This is a genomic window from Paenibacillus sp. P22, assembly GCF_000469945.2.
Lineage (GTDB): Bacteria > Bacillota > Bacilli > Paenibacillales > Paenibacillaceae > Paenibacillus_O > Paenibacillus_O humicus.
Map to the genome: position 1 here is coordinate 26,194 of NZ_CBRA020000002.1, position 20,990 is coordinate 47,183.

The following is a 20,990-nucleotide window of genomic DNA, read 5'->3' on the forward strand; positions in this document are numbered from 1 at the left end:
TAAAAGTCTTACTTTTTAACTTTAGGACGCTTCGCGCCATATTTGGAACGAGCTTGCATACGGTTGTTGACGCCAGCCGTATCCAATGCACCGCGAACGATATGGTAACGTACGCCCGGAAGGTCTTTTACACGTCCGCCGCGGATCAGAACGACGCTGTGCTCTTGCAGGTTGTGTCCGATACCCGGAATGTAAGCCGTAACCTCTACGCGGTTCGTCAGACGAACACGAGCGTATTTGCGAAGTGCGGAGTTAGGCTTCTTCGGAGTCATCGTGCCTACGCGAGTGCAGACACCGCGTTTTTGCGGAGCGCTGATTTCCGTAGCCTCACGCTTCAGGGCATTGAATCCCCGCTGCAGTGCTGGCGATTTGGACTTGACCACTTTTGCTTGACGGCCCTTGCGGACCAGTTGGTTGATTGTTGGCATGTCGGTTGCCACCCCCTTCCCATAATTCATGAAACGCTGAACTGATCGACGCTCATTATTTAAGCCCACAGATCCAGGCGGTTCATCTTTGGACAAACAAAAGTTTTTGCCTGACGTATTGAGCGGAAAAATCCGAACCTTACCGGCAAAAACAACGTCCTACTCTTCATCTCCAACCATTGCTGCCATCGCGGCTCCGACGTCAATCCCGCATTGCTCTCCGAGATCGGTCATCGTCTCCGTCCAAGTCACTGGCACGCTCATTCTTCCGCATAACTCGACGATAGCGCCGGTCAGCCTGTCATCAGCGTCTCTGGCTACATAGACGTGAATCGCCTTGCCTGATTCAACGGTCTTGGTCGTCTGCTTCGTGCCAATCTTGTAAGCCATGGATTCACCATCCTTGCTTAAGCACAGAAATCCACTCACAGGCACACTTCGATATAGTAGCACTAGACTTATCCCCATGTCAAGATGGGCTTGTCCATTTGCTCAAAAGATATTCCGGTTCAAAGAGCACGCCCATAAAAGAGCAGCCGCCCGAAGGCCGGGCAGCTGCTGATGTGGAGCGGTATTGCAAGGCTCCGAAGATTTCCGGTTGAATTGTTAGGATTCGACCGGAACCGTCTCGCTGAGCTCGGCTTCCGCCGCTGCGGTCTCGAGTTCGTCCTCTTGGCCGACGAAGCGGATGCTGCGGTAACGGTTCATGCCCGTACCGGCAGGAATCAGCTTGCCGATGATGACGTTCTCCTTGAGGCCGAGCAGCTGGTCGACCTTGCCTTTGATGGCAGCGTCGGTCAGGACGCGGGTCGTTTCCTGGAAGGATGCCGCGGAAAGGAACGAATCCGTCTCCAGGGAAGCCTTGGTGATGCCGAGCAGGACCGGTTTGGCGACTGCCGGCTCGCGGCCGGAAAGAAGCACTTCGCGGTTGGCTGCTTCGTATTCGTGCACATCGACGAACGCGCCAGGCAGAAGCTTCGTGTCGCCGGCATCGACGATACGGATTTTGCGCAGCATCTGCTTGATCATGACTTCGACGTGCTTGTCGTTGATTTCTACGCCCTGGTTCCGGTAAACGCGCTGAACTTCCTGCAGGATGTAGTTCTGTACCCCGCGGATGCCTTTGATGCGCAGCATTTCCTTCGGATCGATGGAGCCGTCCGTCAGCTCGTCGCCGGCTTCCAGATGCTGGCCTTCGATGACGCGGATCCGGGAACCGTAGCTGACCGGATACACTTTGGATTCGGCTTCGCCTTGAACTTCAATCTCACGGCGGTCTTTCGTTTCGCGAATGCTCTTCACGACGCCGTCCAGTTCGCTGATGATCGCTTGGCCTTTAGGGTTACGCGCCTCGAAGAGCTCCTGGATACGCGGCAGACCTTGCGTGATGTCGTCGCCGGCAACGCCGCCGGTATGGAAGGTACGCATGGTGAGCTGGGTTCCCGGCTCGCCGATCGATTGGGCCGCGATGATGCCTACGGCTTCGCCGATCTCTACATGCTTGCCTGTCGCCAGGTTGCGGCCGTAGCAGATCTTGCAGACGCCGTGACGGGCGCGGCAGCTCAGTACGGAACGGATCTGAAGCTTCTCTACGCCTGCATCGACGATCGCATCGGCCTTCTCGGCGTCGATAAGATCGTTGCGGGCAACGATGACTTCTCCCGTCTGCGGATGACGGATCGTCTCGAAGGAATAGCGGCCCTCGATGCGGTCGTACAGATCCTCGATGACTTCCTTGCCGTCCTGGATCTTGGCCACCGTGATGCCTTTGTCCGTGCCGCAATCGTCCTCGCGGACGATAACGTCCTGGGCGACGTCGACGAGACGGCGGGTCAGGTAACCGGAGTCGGCTGTACGGAGGGCGGTATCGGCAAGACCTTTACGCGCGCCGTGAGTCGAGATGTAGTACTCGAGTACCGTCAGGCCTTCACGGAAGTTCGACTTGATCGGGAGCTCGATGATGCGGCCGGATGGGTTGGCCATCAGACCCCGCATGCCGCCCAGCTGGGTGATCTGCGATTTGTTACCCCGCGCCTTGGAATCCACCATGAGCATGATGGAATTGTAGCGGTCCATCGATTTCATGAGGATTTCCGTAATTTGGTCTTTAGTCTTGCTCCAGATCTCGATGACGCGGTCATAACGTTCTTCGTTGGTGATCAGGCCGCGACGGTATTGGTTCGTCACGACTTTGACCTTCTCGTCGGACTGCTTCAGGATCTCTTCCTTCTCCGGCGGCACGATGACGTCGGAGACGGCTACCGTGATGCCCGCGCGGGTCGAGTACGTGAATCCGAGCTCCTTGATCTTGTCAAGGATGACCGACGTCTTGGTCGTGTGGTACTGGCGGAAGCATTCCGCGATCAGAAGACCGAGGTATTCCTTGCCGACAGCGCCCATTTGCGGCACGTTGTCCAGGAAGGAGTTAAGGTCCGCGCCTTTTTCGTACACGAAATATTTATCCGGCGTTCCGTCCATCAAGTTGGTCTTGGTCGCCTCGTTGATGTAAGGGAACGAGCTCGGGAAGATCTCGTTGAAGATGACTTTGCCGACCGTCGTCGAGATGAGCGAGCTGTTCTGCTGGTCCGTGAAGGCATCCTTCTTGAGGACCTTCGCCGGAATGAAGATGCGCGCATGCAGCGACACGATGCCCCGCTGGTAAGCGGAGACGGCTTCGTTGACGGAGCCGAAGACAGAGCCGGATCCTTGCGCTTCCTTGTTGTCCATCGTCAGATAGAAGGAGCCGAGGACCATATCCTGGGACGGAGTTACGACCGGCTTGCCGTCCTTAGGGTTGAGGATGTTGCCTGCCGCCAGCATCAGAAGGCGGGCTTCCGCCTGCGCTTCCGCGGACAGCGGAACGTGAACGGCCATCTGGTCGCCGTCGAAGTCGGCGTTGTAGGCCGTACATACGAGCGGGTGAAGCTTGATGGCGCGTCCTTCGACAAGGATCGGCTCGAATGCCTGGATGCCGAGTCTGTGAAGCGTAGGGGCGCGGTTCAGCAGAACCGGATGCTCCTTGATGACTTCTTCAAGAACGTCCCACACTTCGGCGCTAACTCGTTCGACTTTGCGCTTGGCGCTCTTGATGTTGTGGGCGAGGCCCTTGTTGACCAGTTCCTTCATGACGAACGGCTTGAAGAGCTCCAGCGCCATTTCCTTCGGAAGGCCGCATTGGTACATCTTCAGGCTTGGTCCGACAACGATAACGGAACGGCCGGAGTAGTCGACGCGCTTGCCGAGAAGGTTCTGGCGGAAACGGCCCTGCTTGCCCTTCAGCATATGGCTGAGGGATTTCAGGGGACGATTGCCGGGACCCGTAACCGGACGGCCGCGGCGGCCGTTGTCGATGAGGGCGTCGACGGCTTCCTGCAGCATGCGCTTCTCATTTTGCACGATGATGTCGGGAGCGCCGAGATCGAGCAGGCGCTTCAGACGGTTGTTGCGGTTGATGACGCGGCGGTACAGGTCGTTGAGGTCGGAAGTCGCGAAGCGTCCGCCGTCCAGCTGAACCATCGGACGAAGCTCCGGCGGAATGACCGGGAGCACGTCGAGGATCATCCAATCCGGCTTGTTGCCGGAATGGCGGAACGCCTCGATGACCTCGAGACGCTTGATGGCGCGGTTGCGGCGCTGGCCTTGGGCCGTGCGCAGCTCTTCCTTGAGCTGATCCAGCTCGCGCTCGACGTCGATGTCCTGAAGAAGCTTCTTGACGGCTTCAGCGCCCATGCCGGCTTGGAAGCCGTAGCCGTATTTCTCGCGGTAGCTGCGGTATTCCTTCTCGGACAGAAGCTGCTTTTTCTCCAGCGGGGTTTCGCCCGGATCCGTCACGACATAGCTTGCAAAGTAGATGATTTCCTCGAGCGAACGGGGCGACATGTCGAGAGCCAGCCCCATCCGGCTAGGAATTCCTTTGAAGTACCAGATATGGGAGACAGGAGCGGCAAGCTCGATGTGTCCCATGCGCTCGCGGCGCACTTTGGCACGGGTGACTTCAACGCCGCAGCGGTCGCAGACGACGCCTTTGTAGCGGACGCGCTTGTACTTGCCGCAGTGGCATTCCCAATCCTTGGTCGGGCCAAAGATCTTCTCGCAGAAGAGCCCTTCCTTCTCCGGCTTGAGCGTCCTATAGTTAATGGTCTCCGGCTTCTTGACTTCTCCGCGGGACCAAGAGCGAATCTTCTCCGGCGATGCAAGGCCGATCTTCATGTACTCGAAGTTGTTCACATCCAACAAGGAGCAACCCTCCTTAGTTCAAGTATGGCTTAGGCTTATTCCGCGCCAGCTTCGGCGCCTTCCAGGTTGAGGTTCAGCTTGTCGCTGGTGCCTTCGTCCTCGTCGTCGATTTCCTTCATTTCGATCTCGTTTTCGTCCTCGTTCAGGATTTTGACGTCCATGCCGAGAGACTGCAGCTCTTTGATCAAGACCTTGAACGACTCCGGAACGCCCGGCTCCGGCACGTTCTCGCCCTTCACGATCGATTCGTACGTCTTCACCCGGCCGACCACGTCGTCGGATTTGACCGTCAGGATCTCCTGGAGGGTGTAAGCCGCGCCATAGGCCTCGAGCGCCCATACTTCCATCTCGCCGAAGCGCTGGCCGCCGAACTGGGCTTTGCCGCCGAGAGGCTGCTGCGTTACGAGCGAGTATGGACCCGTGGAACGGGCGTGGATCTTGTCGTCGACCATGTGCGCCAGCTTGATCATGTACATGACGCCGACGGTGACTTCGCGCTCGAACGTCTCGCCCGTGCGTCCGTCGTACAGAACCGTCTTGCCGTTGCGCTGCATGCCCGATTCTTCCATCGTGTCGAACACGTCGTACTCGCGCGCTCCGTCGAATACCGGCGTAGCGGCGTGGATGCCCAGACGCTTGCAGGCCATGCCAAGATGGACCTCGAGCACCTGGCCGATGTTCATCCGGGAAGGTACGCCCAGCGGGTTGAGAACGACTTCTACAGGCGTTCCGTCCGGCAGGAAAGGCATATCCTCTTCCGGCAGGATGCGGGCGATGACGCCCTTGTTGCCGTGACGTCCGGCCATTTTGTCGCCTTCGGAGATTTTACGCTTCTGGGCGATGTAGACACGGACCAGCTGGTTCACGCCAGGAGGCAGCTCGTCGCCGTTCTCGCGGGTGAACACTTTGACGTCGACGACGATGCCGTCCGTGCCGTGAGGCACGCGCAGGCTCGTGTCGCGCACTTCGCGCGCCTTTTCGCCGAAGATGGCGTGCAGCAGGCGCTCTTCCGCCGTCAGCTCCGTTACGCCTTTAGGCGTTACTTTGCCGACGAGGATGTCCCCGGCGCTGATTTCGGCGCCGACGCGGATGATGCCGCGCTCGTCGAGGTTCTTGAGCGCTTCTTCGCCGACGTTCGGGATGTCGCGCGTGATTTCTTCAGGTCCGAGCTTCGTGTCGCGGGCTTCGGACTCGTATTCTTCAATGTGAATCGACGTGTACACGTCTTCCTTCACAAGCTTCTCGCTGAGCAGGATGGCATCCTCGTAGTTGTAGCCTTCCCAAGTCATGAAGGCAACGACGACGTTGCGGCCCAGAGCCAGCTCGCCCTGCTCGGTCGAAGGACCGTCGGCGAGGATGTCGCCTTTCTTGACGATGTCGCCCTTGCGCGCCAGCGGACGCTGGTTGATGCAAGTGCCTTGGTTGGAGCGCATGAACTTGTGCAGCTTGTGCTTCACGAGATCGCCCGTAACCTGCTTGCCGTCCACCATCTCGACGCGGCGCAGCCAAATCTCGTTGGCCGAGGAGCGCTCGATGATGCCGTCATGCTTCGCTACGATGCAGACGCCGGAATCCTTCGCGGACTTGTGCTCCATGCCGGTACCGACAAGAGGCGCCTTCGGAATGAGCAGAGGCACCGCTTGCCGCTGCATGTTGGATCCCATGAGCGCGCGGTTGGAGTCATCGTTCTCGAGGAACGGAATCAGAGCCGTCGCGACGGATACGACCTGCTTCGGCGATACGTCCATGTAGTCGACGCGCTCGGTCGGCATCGTCAGGATGTTGTCGGCCTGCTTGTTGTAGCGCACGACAACCTGATCGTCGACGAACTTGCTGTCTTCCGTCAGGAGGGCGTTTGCCTGCGCGATGACGTAGTTGTCTTCCTCATCCGCGGTCAGGTAAGCGATCTGCTCCGTGACAATGGCGGTCTTGGGATCCACCCAGCGGTACGGAGCTTCAATAAAGCCGTACTCGTTGATGCGGGCGAAGCTGGACAAGGAGTTGATCAGACCGATGTTCGGTCCCTCAGGCGTCTCGATCGGACACATCCGCCCATAGTGGGAGTGATGGACGTCTCGGACTTCCATGCCGGCGCGTTCGCGGGTCAGACCGCCGGGTCCGAGGGCGGACAGACGGCGTTTGTGCGTCAGTTCGGCCAGAGGGTTCGTCTGGTCCATGAACTGCGACAGCTGGGAGGAGCCGAAGAACTCCTTGATGGACGCGATGACCGGACGGATGTTGATCAGCGCCTGCGGCGTGATCGCATTGGCATCCTGGATCGACATGCGCTCGCGGACGACGCGCTCCATGCGGGAGAGGCCGATCCGGAACTGGTTCTGCAGCAGCTCGCCGACGGAACGCAGGCGGCGGTTGCCCAGATGGTCGATGTCGTCCGTGCTGCCTACGCCGTGCAGCAGGTTGATGAAGTAGTTGATCGACGAAATGATGTCGGCAGGCGTAATATGTTTGACCGACTTGTCGATGACGTCATTGGAAATGACCTTGATGATTTTTCCATCTTCGTTGGGAGCGAATACGCTCACCGTCTGCAGTGGGATACTATCCGCATCCAGAACGCCGTTGGCGACGTGATACGTTTTGCTGTTCAGCTGTTTTTCCAGGAATGGAAGCAGCTCATCCAGCAGGCGGCGGTCGATCATCTGGCCGGCTTCGGCCAGAATTTCGCCCGTCTCGTTGTCCACGAGAGTTTCAGCCAGACGCTGGTTGAACAGACGGTTTTTGATATGAAGCTTTTTATTGATCTTGTAACGGCCGACATTGGCCAGATCATAACGTTTAGGGTCGAAGAAGCGCGCGACGAGCAAGCTCTTCGCATTGTCCAGCGTAGGCGGCTCGCCTGGACGCAGGCGCTCGTAAATCTCGATCAGGGCTTTTTCCGTGGAGTCGGTGTTATCCTTGTCCAGCGTGTTCTTAATGTACTCGTCCTGTCCGAGCAAGTCCAAGATTTCGGCATCGCTGCCGAATCCAAGGGCGCGAAGAAGCACCGTTACCGGAATCTTCCGGGTACGGTCGATGCGCACGTAGATGATATCCTTGGCATCCGTCTCCAGCTCCAGCCAAGCACCGCGGTTAGGAATGACAGTGGCCGTGTAAGTGCGCTTGCCGTTTTTGTCGACCTTGGTGCTGAAGTACACGCTGGGGGAGCGTACCAATTGGCTGACGATAACGCGTTCCGCACCATTGATGATGAAGGTGCCGGTCTCGGTCATCAGCGGGAAATCGCCCATGAACACTTCCTGTTCCTTAACCTCGCCCGTTTCCTTGTTAAGGAGCCTTACCTTAACGCGAAGCGGCGCTGCATACGTAACGTCGCGCTCTTTCGACTCGTCGACGGAATACTTAGGCTCTCCCAGGCTATAATCGATGAATTCCAACGAAAGATTCCCCGTGAAGTCCTGAATCGGAGAAATATCCTGGAACAACTCCAGGAGATCGCTCTCCAGAAACTTCTCATAAGACTTTTGTTGGATTTCAATCAAGTTCGGGACTTCGAGCACTTCGTGAATCCGGTTATAGCTCCTGCGCGTGCGTCGACCATACTGAACAAGTTGTCCTGCCAACTTAACCTCACCCCTCATGTCTGCTTCTCAGCGTGATAAGCGCACTCATGAAACATGACCTAGCCAGACCTCAGCCGGTTACCTTCGGGCCGGCCGGTTTGAGCCTCAATCCCATGGTGGTAAATAAAGAAAAGCCCTTATCGAAGTGGTTTCGAAAAAAGAGCATACTTCCGGTCTGAAACCTCGGCCTCCCCCGCATGGACGAACCATAGGGAAGACATGGTCTCCTATCATGTAATTTTGCCCAAAATCTAAACATTATACGTCAAAAACCAATTTTGTATGCATGGCGCATCAAATAAATAATTCTTGACATTTTAGCGGACTAAAGAGATTCCGCCTATTTTAATGCTGACATTTCATAATAATAGCACATCGACAAAGGCGAGTCAACAAAAATGAGAATTTAGTCTCTAGTCAAAAACAGGAGCACACGATAAGGCGATGACCATCCCTTCATGACGCATCGCGCGACGATAGTCGTTCCAATCTTCATAGTCGACAGATGGCTTGATTTAGCGGGTCATGAAGGATGAATCCGACGCCATGGCTGTCCGCCGGCTCCGCCATGGCGAGATCAACCTTGACCGCTGCTCCGAGAGGTTGATTGCCGGCTAATTGTCCAAGGAACGGATCGCCTTGAAAATCCGAAACCCTTTATCCTTGCCGACTTCCTTGACGCGGCCGAACAGCTGCTGAAGCTTGGCTTCGGCAGAAGGAGCCCCCTGCTTCTTTTGAATGACCACCCACATGCTGCCGCCGGGCTTCAGCAACGAATACCCTTCCTCAAAGATTCGGTGAACAGTCGCTTTGCCTGCCCGAATCGGCGGATTCGTCAAGATGACATCAAACGGCTCGCCGCCGGCTTTCTCGAACAGATCGCTCTGCTGTATGCGCACATTGGCGATTCCATTCAGCTTCGCATTCTCTCCGGCCAGCTCTACGGCTCGCTCATTGATATCCAGCATGACAACCTGTCCTTGCGGCGCCAGCCGCGCTGCCGTCAGTCCGATGGGGCCATAGCCGCAGCCGACATCCAGCACCCGGTCAGACTCGCCGATTTCCATCTCCTCGATGAGGAAACGGCTGCCGTAGTCGATTCCGCTTTTGGAAAAGACTCCGTTGTCCGTCATGAACTGAAACCGGAAGCCTCTCAGCTCCGTCTCATGCTTCTGCCGGTTCTGCTGCGTTCCCGGCGTACGGGAATAGTAGTGGTCCGACATCATGTCCCTCCTTCCGGGTATGCCTTCTCATAGAGAGAACCCCTTGGAACCGCGAGGCTCCAAGGGGTTCTCAAGCTTTTAAGAGAAAGCTTATTTCACTTCTACAGCTGCGCCTGCTTCTTCAAGCTTAGCTTTGATAGCTTCTGCTTCTTCTTTAGCTACTTTTTCTTTGATTGCTTTTGGAGCGTTGTCGACAACTTCTTTCGCTTCTTTCAGGCCAAGACCTGTCAGCTCGCGAACGACTTTGATGACGTTGATTTTGGAAGCGCCAGCGCTCGTAAGGATAACGTCGAATTCGGATTGCTCTTCAACTTCAGCAGCGCCGCCGCCAGCAGCTACAACCGTAGGTGCAGCAGCCGTTACGCCGAATTCTTCTTCGATTGCTTTAACGAGATCGTTCAGTTCCAGAACGTTCATGCCTTTAATGGCTTCCAAGATTTGTTCGTTGCTCATGGTTGAACCTCCATTGGGTATAAGTTTTTTTGGTGGTGATGGATGCCGGCTATGCCGGCGCAAGGATCAAGCAATTCCTGCCGGCAGCCCGATGGCCTCCGGACGGAGGAAAATCGTTTTTAGGCTTCCGCTTCTTGCTTTTCCGCCACGGCTTTGACCGCCAGCGCGAAGTTGCGCATAGGAGCCTGGAGGACGCTGAGGAGCATGGAGAGCAGGCCGTCGCGGGATGGCAGGTCTGCCAGCGCCTTGATTTGGGCTGCGTCTACGACTTGGCCTTCGAGGATGCCGCCTTTTACTTTCAGGGCGTCATTTTTCTTGGCGAAGTCGGAGATGATTTTTGCAGGAGCTACGACGTCGTCCGCGCCGAAGGCGATAGCCGTCGGACCCGCGAGAACTTCCGTCAGACCGGAAAGCTCGGCGGATTCGGACGCGCGGCGAACGAGGGAGTTTTTGAGAACCTGGAATTCGATGCCTGCTTCGCGAAGCTGCCTGCGCAGTTCCGTTACTTGAGCCACGTTCAGTCCACGGTAGTCAGCTACAACCGTCGTCGTGCTTGCTTTCAGCTTGGCGGCGATTTCTTCCACCTGCTGCTGCTTGGATTCGATAACTTTTACGTTTGCCATTTTGTTTACACCTCCCGATGTGGATATCCGTTGCATCCTTTAGAACGGTTTACCTTCAACCTGCCGGTGCATGAATAAAGGCCTCCGCCAAGACAGCGAAGGCCATGATTGTCCGTTTACGGGAAACGTATATCATAACACCTCGGTAGGGGATTAAGCCCGAAGGCACCTACTGTCTTAGGTATGCGTGTTCTGAAGTTAGAATCGCAGCTCTTAGCGGAACGTGGAAACGTTGACGCGAGCGCCAGGTCCCATCGTAGAAGATACAGCGATGTTTTTCAGGTAAATCCCTTTTGCCGATGCCGGTTTGGCACGGTTCAGAGCGTCGATCAGCGACTTGAGGTTCTCAGCCAGCTTCTCGGCGTCGAACGACACTTTGCCGATCGGTGCATGGATTTGACCTGCACGGTCAAGGCGGTATTCGATCTTACCGGCTTTGATCTCCTGAACAGCCTTCGTCACGTCGAACGTTACCGTGCCGGCTTTAGGGTTAGGCATGAGGCCTTTACCGCCGAGGATACGTCCGAGCTTGCCGACTTCAGCCATCATGTCAGGCGTAGCCACGCAGACATCGAATTCGAACCAGCCTTGTTGAATTTTGTTGATCATGTCCGCATCGCCGACGAAGTCAGCGCCTGCAGCTTCGGCTTCCTTCGCTTTGTCGCCTTTGGCGAATACGAGGACGCGCTTTGTTTTGCCCGTACCGTGCGGGAGTACAACGACACCGCGAACGGCTTGGTCTTGTTTCCGCGGGTCGACGCCCAGACGGACAGCCACTTCGACGGATTCGTCGAATTTGGCGGTTGCTGCTTTTTTCACGAGCTCGATTGCTTCAGACGGCTCGTAAGTCGCTTCGCTGTCGATCAGCTTAGCGGCTTCAACGTATTTCTTGCCATGCTTTGCCATGAAGAGTTCCTCCTTATGTGGTGTGTAGCGGAACGCCTGACGTACAGCCGTCCCTCCCACTGCGAAACCAAGCGGTCCCGCTGTGACGCCGCGCCTCGAGGCGCGTCCTGGATTAGTCGACGATCGTTACGCCCATGCTGCGGGCAGTACCTTCGACCATGCGCATTGCAGCTTCTACGGATGCAGCGTTCAGATCCTGCATTTTTTGTTCTGCGATCTCGCGGACCTTGGAACGGTTGACCGTAGCGACCTTCTTCTTGTTCGGTTCGCCGGAACCCTTCTCGATGCCTGCTGCTACGCGGAGCAGTACGGCTGCTGGAGGAGTTTTCGTCTCGAACGTGAAGGAGCGGTCTTCGAATACGGTGATGACGACCGGAATGATCAGGCCGGCTTGATCAGCCGTACGCGCGTTGAACTCTTTACAGAACGCCATGATGTTGACGCCTGCTTGACCGAGCGCAGGACCGATTGGCGGAGCCGGGTTGGCTTTGCCTGCCGGAACTTGCAGCTTGACGAGTTTGATGACTTTCTTTGCCATGTGTTACACCTCCTGCGATCGAAGTCAGTTGCCTGACATGAAATGCTCATGCCGCCATCCGGATGAATCCGGAGGCCGGAAACCGGTTCATTATACCTTCTCGACCTGTGTGTAGTCAAGTTCAACCGGGGTTTCACGACCAAACATGTTGACATGGACTTTCAGCTTGCTCTTGTCCATTTGAATTTCTTCAATGACGCCGACAAAGTTAGCAAACGGACCTACTGTAACGCGAACGGTTTCTTTCAGCTCGAATTCCATCTTCGGCTTAGGCTCGGACATTCCCATATGGTTGAGAATGGCGTCCACTTCCTCCGGAAGCAGTGCCGTCGGCTTGGAGCCGGAACCTGTAGAGCCCACGAATCCCGTTACGCCAGGCGTATTGCGAACAACATACCAAGAATCGTCGGTCTGAATCATTTCCACCAGGACGTATCCCGGATAGACTTTGCGCATGACGGTCTTCTTCTTCCCGTCCTTGTTCACGATTTCTTCTTCCATCGGAACCAGCACGCGGAAGATCTTGTCTTCCATGCCCATCGATTCGACGCGGCGCTCGAGGTTGGCTTTCACCTTGTTCTCATAGCCCGAGTAAGTATGAACCACATACCATCTTTTTTCCATTAACAATCCACCTTTGGACCCTTCTTAAACAATCAGTTCAACCAGAGATGAGATCCCGATGTCAAGAAGCCAAAAGTAAATCGTCACAAACACGATCGTGACGAGTACAACGATCGTATAGCTTGTCAACTCTTTACGGTTTGGCCAGCGAACTTTCTTCAGCTCAGCCCAACTGTCTGCAAAAAAACCAAACGTCGATCCGAAGTTTTGCTTCAGCTTTGCGATAAAAGTCACCTGAACCCACCTCCTGACTATCTCGTCTCGCGGTGAGGAGTATGCTCGTTGCAGAACTTGCAGAACTTCCTCATTTCCATGCGGTCGGGGTGATTGCGCTTGTTCTTGGTGTTCGTGTAGTTTCTTTGCTTGCAGTTCGTGCATGCAAGCGTGATAATAACCCGCATTTAGGTCACCTCCCGATCTTAAGAGTGCGCTTCGTCAAACAACGTGCGATAGGACCCGAGAGGGCCTCAGGCCTGATCCGAGTCACTCTAAGTACCTTATCATAACGGATTCTTGCATGTCAATGCAAAATGGAAGGCGTCCGGGCGGCCCGGAAGCCGCACGCAGAGCGGCGGGAAGGCTGGAGAGGCAGGCGGCGGACAGCCCTTGCCGGCATCGGGACCGGAGGACGGCGCGCTGCTTTCATCGCTGTTTCCAAGTATAGCCGTTTTGATAGACTTCTAAACGGCCTTCCATCGGCAGCAGGCGGCGCGGAAAAGAAAAAAGACCCGTCATCCGGGTCTTGAAAGCAGGCAGGTTCAGGATCAGGGCGGCAGCCTAACAGCTGACGTCCCGCAGCTCGAGGTACTTCTCCAGCTTGCGCTTCACTCGCTGAAGGGCGTTGTCGATCGACTTGACGTGCCGGTCCAGATCAACGGCGATCTCCTGGTAGGAGCGGCCGTCCAGATACAGCATGAGAACTTTCCGTTCCAGATCGCTCAGAATCTCGGACATCTTGTCCTCGAGGCCGTCGAACTCCTCCCGATTGATGATGAGCTCTTCCGGATCGCTGACGCGGGTGCCGCAGATGACATCCAGCAGCGTGCGGTCGGAATCTTCATCATAGATCGGCTTGTCCAGCGAAACGTAGGAGTTCAGCGGAATATGCTTCTGCCGGGTCGCCGTCTTGATTGCGGTTATGATTTGGCGGGTGATGCACAGCTCCGCAAAAGCTTTGAAGGAAGCCAGCTTGTCACCCTTGAAGTCGCGGATGGACTTGTAGAGCCCGATCATGCCTTCCTGCACGATGTCTTCCCGGTCCGCTCCGATAAGGAAATAAGAGCGGGCCTTGGCACGAACGAAATTCCGGTATTTGTTGATCAGATATTCCAGCGCTTCGCTGTCGCCCGTCCGCACCGCCTCGACAACGTCTTCATCCGTTCGGCAGTCATAATCGTGCGTACTCCATTCTCTGAGGTCGATGCTCACCAACTATCCCTCCGGCCTGCAAAGCGTGCACTGCAAGGTCTATTTTTCTTAAGTCAGGAAAGCTCTCCTTCCGCTATCGTCCGGACTGGAAAGCCAGGCGGCGACAAGCGGCGGAAAAGCGGACAATTTTGCCAGAAATAATAAGGACAGTATACAAGACCTCTCTTGACATCGTCAACGCAAACGAGCGTTCTATAACCGATAGGATCTTGAAAAATTGTAAACAGATGGTTGGAAAAAGCTATTGCGGAGGCAGATAAGCTTACACGCCTATCTCCATCAATCGCCAGTTCCGTCCATTCATTCCCCCCGTCTCATTCTTTCCAGCATCGTCCGCATTTCCAGCGACAGCTTGGCATCGATCGTATTGCGGGATTTGGCGCTGTCGGAACGCAGCGACTTGTCGATCTCGCGGCGGTTCTGCTGCAGCTCCAGCTCCAGCTCCCGGGCCGAGATCCGCAGGGCGCCTTTGCCGAACGCCACATGCTGCTCGACGGAATCCGAGGTCGCCACATAGATATGGCGGCTTCGCTTCTTGAGCTCGGTGACGAGACGTTCGATGCACTCGTCCGCCGTTTCCTTTTCTTTCGTGAATACGACCGTCAGCTTGTGCTGCTTGTAGGCCGAGCGGCTGCCGGGAACCTGATGCGCGTCAAACACGACGTACACCTGATGTCCCGTATAGCCTTGATAGTCGGCCAGCAGATCGAGCAGCCGGTCCCTTGCCTCCTCCAGATTGCTTTCCTTCAAGCGTTCCAGCTCCGGCCAGGCGCCGATGATGTTGTAGCCGTCGACCAGCAGGACGTCCGACTGGCGGGACACGGCAGCTAGACGCCCCGGCGCTGCCGGACGACCTCGTACATGAGCACGCCGGCGGCCACGGAGGCGTTGAGCGAATTGAGCTGGCCCAGCATCGGGAGCTTGACGAGGAAATCGCATTTCTCGCGGATCAGCCGTCCCATGCCTTTGGCTTCGTTGCCGATGACGAGGGCAAGCGGAAGGTCGAAGCTGGTCTTGTACACATCCTGCTGCGCCGACACGTCCGCGCCCGCAATCCAGATTCCCTCCTGCTTCAGGCTCTCGATCGTCTGGGCGAGATTGGTCACTCGCGCCACCGGCACATGCTCGGCCGCTCCGGCGGAGGTTTTCCATACGGTTGCCGTCAAGCCGGCCGCGCGGCGCTTCGGAATGATGACTCCGTGCACGCCGGTGCATTCCGCCGTCCTCAGAATGGAGCCCAGGTTATGCGGATCCTCGATCTCATCCAAAATGAGCAGCAGTGGCGTCTCGCCGCGGTCCTTGGCCCTCTGCAGCAGCTCTTCCAATTCGGCATACCGGTAGGCCGCCGCCTGGGCTACGACCCCTTGATGGGAAACTTCAAGGCCCAGCTGGTCGAGCTTGCGCTTGTCCACGAACTGGACGACGATTCCCGCTTTCTTGGCTTCGGCCATGATCGGGGATACCGACGGCTTCTGCACCGTGTCGGCGATCCAGATCTTATTCAGCTCGCGGCCCGAGCGGAGCGCCTCCAGGACGGGATGTTTGCCCGCGATCCATTCCTGCTGCTCCTGCTCGTTCTGGTCGTTCTGTTCCTTCTTCTGCCTGTCACTGGCCATTCCCAGTCTCCTTTCCGCGTTCCGCTTCCTTCTCGGAGAAAGCGGCCGCCATCAACTCCCGGATCCGTTCGGTCCGGCCTTTGTAATATAAATACCCCATCAGACTCTCCAGAGCGGTCGCCTGCTTGTAATCGGCCGGATCCGCATTGCGCGGAGACTGGCCGGACTTGGCGTTGCGGCCGCGCCTGACGATGTCGGCCTCCTCCTCCGACAGCATCGGCGCCCAGCGCTCCAGCAGCTGCCGCTGCCCTTTGGCCGACACCATTCCGGTCGCCTCGCGATGGAGATGATGCGGCTTGAGATTCGGCTGGGCGAGCAGATGCTGGCGCACCAGCAGCTCGAACACCGCATCGCCGGCGTAAGCGAGCACGATGGGGTTCAGCAGCTCCGGCGTCTTGGAAGGCGGCTCGTAGGGAAGCTCGCGGCTTTGTTCCTTCACAGGCTCGTTCATTTGCGGCGCCACCGGATGCCCTGCGGAGTGTCCTCCAGCAGGATGCCTTGCTCTGCCAGCAGGTCGCGGATTTCGTCCGCGCGCTTCCAGTTCTTCGAAGCGCGCGCTTCCGTCCGCTCGACGATCAGCGCATCCACCTCGGCATCCAGCAGTCCATGCTGTTCGGACGCGGCCGGAAGCAAGCCGAGCACGCGGTCCATGGCGTCCATCAGCGCGATGAGCGCAAGCGCCTCCCGGGCCGTCACCACAGGCCGCTGCAGATGCTGGTTCGCTTCGGTCACCAGATCGAACAGCACCGTGATGGCATCGGGCGTATTGAAATCATCGTCCATTTTGGCTGTGAAGCGGCCGCTCAGCTCCAGAAGCCGTTCATCCAGCTCGGCATTTCCGGAATCCGGCACGAACCGGAGCGAGCCTAGGCCGGCGGAGCGGCTGCCTGGGGCATCGACGGCTGCATCGGCTTCCATGGAACCGCCGACCGCCGCCAGCCGGTGCAGCAGGTTGGTGCGGCAATTGGCGATCCGCTCCACGCTGCCGAGCGCCTGCTCTACCGTGTCGTCGCTGAAGTTGAGCGGCGAACGGTAATGGCCGGAAAGCATGAAGTAACGGATCGCTTCCGGCTTGATCCGGGTCAGCATGTCATGGACCGTAATGCCGTTGCCGAGCGACTTGGACATCTTCTGGTTGTCGATGTTGATGAAGCCGTTATGCATCCAGTAGTTGGCGAGCGGCTTGCCGCTCAGCGTCTCGGACTGGGCGCATTCGCACTCATGATGCGGGAACTGCAGGTCGTTGCCTCCGCCATGGATGTCGAGGGTATCGCCCAGATGCCGCTTCGCCATCGCAGAGCATTCGATATGCCATCCCGGACGGCCCGGCCCCCATGGACTGTCCCATTTGATCTCTCCCGGCTTGGCGCCCTTCCACAGGACGAAATCCTGCGGATCCTCCTTGCGCTCGTCGATCCCGATGCGGATGCCCATCTGCAGCTCCTGCATGTTCTGGTGGGAGAGCTGGCCGTAGTCCGCGAAGGATTTCGTCCGGAAATAGACGTCGCCGCCGCTTTCATAGGCCGCTCCCTTGTCGACGAGATCCTGGACGAAAGCGATGATTTCCGGCATATGCTCCATGACGCGGGGATTCAGCGACGCACGGCGGACGCCGAGCCCTTCCGTGTCCTCGTAATAGGCGGAGATGAACGTGTCCGCGAGCTCCGGCACCGTAATGCCGAGCTGCTCCGCCTTGCGGATCATCTTGTCGTCCACGTCGGTGAAGTTGACGACGTAGTTGACCTCGTATCCGACCGCTTCCAGATAACGGCGCACGACGTCGAAGAAAATCGCGGGCCGCGCGTTGCCGATATGGATATAGTCGTAGACCGTCGGGCCGCATACGTACATTTTGACCTTGCCCGGCTCTTGCGACTTGAACGTTTCCTTGGTTCTGCTCATCGTATTGTAGATTTCCAAACTCATTTACGCTTCGCCTCCGCTTACCGGAATTTCACCGGTTCCTCCATATATTCACGAACGGGCGCCGCAGGCTGCTTGAGCCGGTCGACCTCCGCCTTGAGGGAATTGATTTCATTCTGCATGCTCCGGATCATCTCGATGAGCGGATCGGGCAGCTTCGCATGGTCGAGCCTGTCGCCGACCTTTTCTCCGTTGCGCTTGACGATGCGGCCCGGGTTGCCTACGACCGTGCTGTTCTCGGGCACCTCCCGGAGAACGACGGCGTTGGAACCGATATTGGAATAGTCTCCAACCTGGAACGATCCTAAAACCTTCGCTCCCGAGCCGATGACGACATTGCTGCCTATGGTAGGATGGCGCTTGCCCTTTTCCTTGCCCGTGCCGCCGAGGGTGACGCCCTGATAGATGATGACGTCGTCCCCGATCTCGCAAGTCTCCCCGATGACGACGCCCATGCCGTGGTCGATGAACAGGCGGCTGCCGATTCTGGCCCCGGGATGGATTTCGATTCCGGTCATGAACCGGCTGACCTGAGAGATGATGCGGGCGGCCGTGAACCATTTGCGCTTGAACAAATAATGCGCGGCGCGATGCGCCCAGATGGCATGCAGTCCCGAATAGGTGAAGATCACCTCGAACACGCTGCGCGCAGCGGGGTCGTTGTCGAACACGGCCCGTATATCGGATTTCATGTGACGCAACATCGGCTTCAGCCCCCTTCGGGCGAGATGATCCAAGCTTTCTTCCGTCCAATCAAAAAATAAGCCTCCGCAGCCCGAAGGCTGCAGAGGCGTACAGACGCGGTCCCACTCTGCGGCACAGGGCCGCATCCGCCCGGGAGAAACGCGCGCGAAGCGGTCTCAAGCGGGTCAGGATGCCTGGCGGCCCTGTCTCGTAGCCTGTAACGCCGGCCATGCGTTGCCGCCTACCCGAGCGGAAGAGAAGCTTCCGCAAGATCGGAGCAAGGCTCGCAGGTGCATGAACCCGCCGCCGGAATGGACAACTCCCAGCCGTCACCTTCCCGGCGCGTCGCGATATGCTGCGGCCGGATGCGTGGCGGTTGTCCTCTCTGCAATCCCGGATATGGCGGTTCTCTCCTGGTCAAAGCCTGTAAAAAGGTTCAATTACTTGTAGTATACCCGATAACCCGCAAAGTGCAAGAAGCCGGAGCGCGGAAATATATGCGGGGCCGTCCTCAGCCCAAGCGGGCGCGCAGGCGCTGTGCGACTTTGGCCCGGCCCAGCAGCGAGATGGTGCGGTTGAGGTCCGGTCCGTGCGTCTGCCCGGTGACCGCGGCCCGGATCGGCATGAAGAGCGACTTGCCCTTGCAGCCGGTTTCCTTCTGGACCGACTTGATGAGCGCCTTGATGCCCTCCTCGTTCCAGGCTTCGGGCTCCAGCGTCTCGACGCCGGACAGGAAGGCTCCCAGCACCGTCGGCACCGTTTCTTCCTCCAGCACGGCGACAGCCTCAGCCTCGTCCTCGAACGATTCCAGGAAGAACAGCTCGGTCAGCGGCACGATCTCGGCTCCCCAGCGCAGCTTGTCGCGGTAGAGGCCGATCAGGTCGGCCGCCCATTCGCGCTCGCCGGCCTCAGGCGCCTCCGATACCCGGCCCGCCTTCTGCAGATGCGGCAGGCAGAGGTCGACAAGGCGGGGAAGCTCCAGCGACTTGATGTATTCGTTGTTCATCCAGGCCAGCTTGTTCGTGTCAAACACGGCCGGGCTGCGGCTGAGGCGCGACTCGTCGAACGCCTCCACGAGCCCCTCGCGGGTGAACAGCTCCTGCTCGCCCTCCGGCGACCAGCCCAGCAAGGCGATGAAGTTGAACAGCGTCTCCGGCAGGTAGCCGAGATTCTCGTACTGCTCGATGAACTGGATGATGGACTCGTCCCGCTTGCTCAGCTTCTTGCGGGATTCGTTCACGATCAGCGTCATGTGGGCGAACAGCGGCGGCTCCCAGCCCAAAGCCTCGTAGATCATCAGCTGGCGCGGCGTATTGGAGATATGGTCCTCGCCGCGGAGCACGTGGGAGATCTTCATGAGATGGTCGTCGACCGCAACCGCGAAGTTGTAGGTCGGGATGCCGTCCTTCTTCACGATGACGAAATCTCCGGTTTCCTTGGTGTCGATGCTGATCGTTCCCTTGACCATGTCGTTCCATGTATATGTGCGGTCTTCCGGCACGCGGAAGCGGATGCTCGCGACGCGTCCTTCCGCTTCGAAGGCAGCCTGCTGCTCGGCAGTCAGATCTCGGTGGCGGCCCGAATAGCGCGGGGTTTCGCCGCGCGCGCTCTGCTCTTCCCGCTCCCGCTCGAGCTCTGCTTCCGTGCAGTAGCAGCGGTAAGCCTTGCCCTCGTCGAGCAGCTGCTGCCAGTACCGGCTGTAGATGTCGAGGCGTTCGGTCTGGCGGTACGGTCCGTAGCCGCCGCCGACATCGATGCTTTCATCCCAGGTGATGCCGAGCCAGCTCATGTACTTCAGCTGGCTCTCCTCGCCGCCGGCCACGTTGCGCTTCACGTCCGTATCCTCGATGCGGACGATGAACTTGCCGCCGTGCCTGCGGGCGAACAGATAGTTGAACAGCGCGGTGCGCGCGTTGCCGATATGCAGATGCCCCGTCGGCGACGGAGCATAACGGACGCGGATTTCCTGCGTTCCTTGGTCTGCCATCTTGAATTCCCCATTTCGTTCTTGTTTTCGTCCCGGGGCCTCGCCCTATGAACGCTATTTATGTAAGTGGAACCATTGCGGCGCTGGAGGCAGCGGCAACATGGAGGTGAAAACGCGGCGTCCGCCTATGAAACCGAGTTCCACTGCGCATAAGCAGGATGAGGAAATACGGGTTCGACAGCGAGCCGGTCGGTATCCTGTTCCGCTTGCCTGAGCGGACTGTACGGCTGCACTTAACCGCCTAAAATAAGTGCCATCATAGCATATTTTTCACGAGGCAGACAACCGCCTGAGCGGCGATTCCCTCGCCCCGTCCGGGAAATCCGAGCCGTTCCGTCGTCGTCGCCTTGACGTTCACCTGGTCCTGCTCCGCTCCCAGCACGCGGGCGATCACTTCCACCATCGCGGGAATGTACGGCGCCATTTTGGGAGCCTGCGCGATAATCGTGCAGTCCAGGTTCCCGAGCGCATATCCCCGCTGGACTGCAAGCGCCCACACATGCTCCAGCAGCTTGACGCTGTCGGCATCCTTGAACGCCGGATCGGTGTCCGGGAAATGCTTGCCGATATCGCCGAGCGCAAGCGCGCCGAGCACCGCATCCGCTACGGTATGCAGCAGCACGTCGGCATCGGAATGGCCGAGCAGCCCTTTTTCGAATGGAATGGCGACGCCCCCGATAATGCATGGACGGCCCTCCACCAGCTGATGCACGTCGAATCCTTGTCCCACTCTAATCATC

The 20,990-nt window shown here is 57.8% G+C and carries 20 protein-coding genes and 1 other annotated feature; all 20 genes read right to left on the minus strand.

All coding sequences use genetic code 11. The features are described from left to right. Window positions 1–8: 8 nt before the first annotated feature. The 20 genes from rpsL to ispF all read right to left on the minus strand — a co-directional run bounded on the left by rpsL (window position 9) and on the right by ispF (window position 20,989). Window positions 9–428: a 30S ribosomal protein S12 gene (rpsL, locus tag BN871_RS00330; RefSeq protein ID WP_048743621.1), complete on the minus strand. Its 420-nt coding sequence runs from the start codon at window positions 426–428 to the stop codon at window positions 9–11. A 159-nt stretch (window positions 429–587) separates the two neighbouring features. Then, window positions 588–818 carry a ribosomal L7Ae/L30e/S12e/Gadd45 family protein gene (locus BN871_RS00335; protein WP_048743622.1) on the minus strand — a complete coding sequence of 77 codons (231 nt, stop codon included), beginning with the start codon at window positions 816–818 and terminating at the stop codon, window positions 588–590. A 216-nt stretch (window positions 819–1,034) separates the two neighbouring features. Further along, window positions 1,035–4,664, minus strand: a complete 3,630-nt coding sequence (gene rpoC / locus BN871_RS00340) for a DNA-directed RNA polymerase subunit beta' (RefSeq protein ID WP_048743623.1) — start codon at window positions 4,662–4,664, stop codon at window positions 1,035–1,037. 35 nt (window positions 4,665–4,699) lie between these two features. Next, the gene (gene rpoB / locus BN871_RS00345; protein WP_048743625.1) at window positions 4,700–8,245 is read right to left on the minus strand and encodes a DNA-directed RNA polymerase subunit beta; all 3,546 of its coding nucleotides are present in this window, start codon (window positions 8,243–8,245) and stop codon (window positions 4,700–4,702) included. A 614-nt stretch (window positions 8,246–8,859) separates the two neighbouring features. Beyond that, window positions 8,860–9,468, minus strand: a complete 609-nt coding sequence (locus BN871_RS00350; protein ID WP_048743626.1) for a class I SAM-dependent methyltransferase — start codon at window positions 9,466–9,468, stop codon at window positions 8,860–8,862. A gap of 90 nt (window positions 9,469–9,558) precedes the next feature. Further along, window positions 9,559–9,921, minus strand: coding sequence for a 50S ribosomal protein L7/L12 (gene rplL / locus BN871_RS00355; protein WP_048743628.1), 363 nt, complete (start codon window positions 9,919–9,921; stop codon window positions 9,559–9,561). A gap of 119 nt (window positions 9,922–10,040) precedes the next feature. After that, the gene (gene rplJ, locus BN871_RS00360) at window positions 10,041–10,544 is read right to left on the minus strand and encodes a 50S ribosomal protein L10 (protein WP_048743629.1); all 504 of its coding nucleotides are present in this window, start codon (window positions 10,542–10,544) and stop codon (window positions 10,041–10,043) included. A gap of 64 nt (window positions 10,545–10,608) precedes the next feature. Next, window positions 10,609–10,744 (minus strand) — a sequence feature (ribosomal protein L10 leader region). Window positions 10,745–10,757: 13 nt separating this feature from the next. After that, window positions 10,758–11,450: a 50S ribosomal protein L1 gene (gene rplA, locus BN871_RS00365; RefSeq protein ID WP_048743631.1), complete on the minus strand. Its 693-nt coding sequence runs from the start codon at window positions 11,448–11,450 to the stop codon at window positions 10,758–10,760. 112 nt (window positions 11,451–11,562) lie between these two features. Then, window positions 11,563–11,988: a 50S ribosomal protein L11 gene (gene rplK, locus BN871_RS00370; protein ID WP_021878535.1), complete on the minus strand. Its 426-nt coding sequence runs from the start codon at window positions 11,986–11,988 to the stop codon at window positions 11,563–11,565. 90 nt (window positions 11,989–12,078) lie between these two features. Further along, window positions 12,079–12,612, minus strand: a complete 534-nt coding sequence (gene nusG, locus BN871_RS00375) for a transcription termination/antitermination protein NusG (protein ID WP_048743635.1) — start codon at window positions 12,610–12,612, stop codon at window positions 12,079–12,081. 24 nt (window positions 12,613–12,636) lie between these two features. After that, the gene (secE, locus tag BN871_RS00380) at window positions 12,637–12,846 is read right to left on the minus strand and encodes a preprotein translocase subunit SecE (protein WP_021878533.1); all 210 of its coding nucleotides are present in this window, start codon (window positions 12,844–12,846) and stop codon (window positions 12,637–12,639) included. A 17-nt stretch (window positions 12,847–12,863) separates the two neighbouring features. Beyond that, the gene (gene rpmG / locus BN871_RS00385) at window positions 12,864–13,013 is read right to left on the minus strand and encodes a 50S ribosomal protein L33 (protein ID WP_021878532.1); all 150 of its coding nucleotides are present in this window, start codon (window positions 13,011–13,013) and stop codon (window positions 12,864–12,866) included. A 376-nt stretch (window positions 13,014–13,389) separates the two neighbouring features. Then, a complete protein-coding gene (gene sigH / locus BN871_RS00390) occupies window positions 13,390–14,040 on the minus strand; it encodes an RNA polymerase sporulation sigma factor SigH (RefSeq protein WP_048743637.1) in 651 nt (216 codons plus the stop codon). A gap of 300 nt (window positions 14,041–14,340) precedes the next feature. Next, entirely contained in the window at window positions 14,341–14,862 is a 522-nt protein-coding gene (locus tag BN871_RS00395; RefSeq protein ID WP_021878530.1) for an NYN domain-containing protein, read from the minus strand. A 5-nt stretch (window positions 14,863–14,867) separates the two neighbouring features. After that, window positions 14,868–15,656 (minus strand): 23S rRNA (guanosine(2251)-2'-O)-methyltransferase RlmB, encoded by a 789-nt coding sequence (rlmB, locus tag BN871_RS00400; protein WP_048743641.1) that lies wholly within the window; start codon window positions 15,654–15,656, stop codon window positions 14,868–14,870. After that, window positions 15,646–16,107: a Mini-ribonuclease 3 gene (locus BN871_RS00405; RefSeq protein WP_048743642.1), complete on the minus strand. Its 462-nt coding sequence runs from the start codon at window positions 16,105–16,107 to the stop codon at window positions 15,646–15,648. The genes rlmB and BN871_RS00405 overlap by 11 nt, the downstream gene beginning before the upstream one ends. After that, the gene (gene cysS / locus BN871_RS00410) at window positions 16,104–17,582 is read right to left on the minus strand and encodes a cysteine--tRNA ligase (protein WP_021878528.1); all 1,479 of its coding nucleotides are present in this window, start codon (window positions 17,580–17,582) and stop codon (window positions 16,104–16,106) included. Before cysS ends, BN871_RS00405 begins: the two co-directional genes overlap by 4 nt. 17 nt (window positions 17,583–17,599) lie before the next feature. After that, window positions 17,600–18,283 (minus strand): serine O-acetyltransferase, encoded by a 684-nt coding sequence (gene cysE, locus BN871_RS00415; RefSeq protein WP_174806382.1) that lies wholly within the window; start codon window positions 18,281–18,283, stop codon window positions 17,600–17,602. 491 nt (window positions 18,284–18,774) lie between these two features. Continuing rightward, window positions 18,775–20,250 (minus strand): glutamate--tRNA ligase, encoded by a 1,476-nt coding sequence (gene gltX / locus BN871_RS00420; RefSeq protein WP_048743645.1) that lies wholly within the window; start codon window positions 20,248–20,250, stop codon window positions 18,775–18,777. A gap of 256 nt (window positions 20,251–20,506) precedes the next feature. Further along, complete coding sequence (gene ispF, locus BN871_RS00425; protein WP_048743647.1) at window positions 20,507–20,989, minus strand: 2-C-methyl-D-erythritol 2,4-cyclodiphosphate synthase; 483 nt, start codon at window positions 20,987–20,989, stop codon at window positions 20,507–20,509. Window position 20,990: the final 1 nt, after the last annotated feature.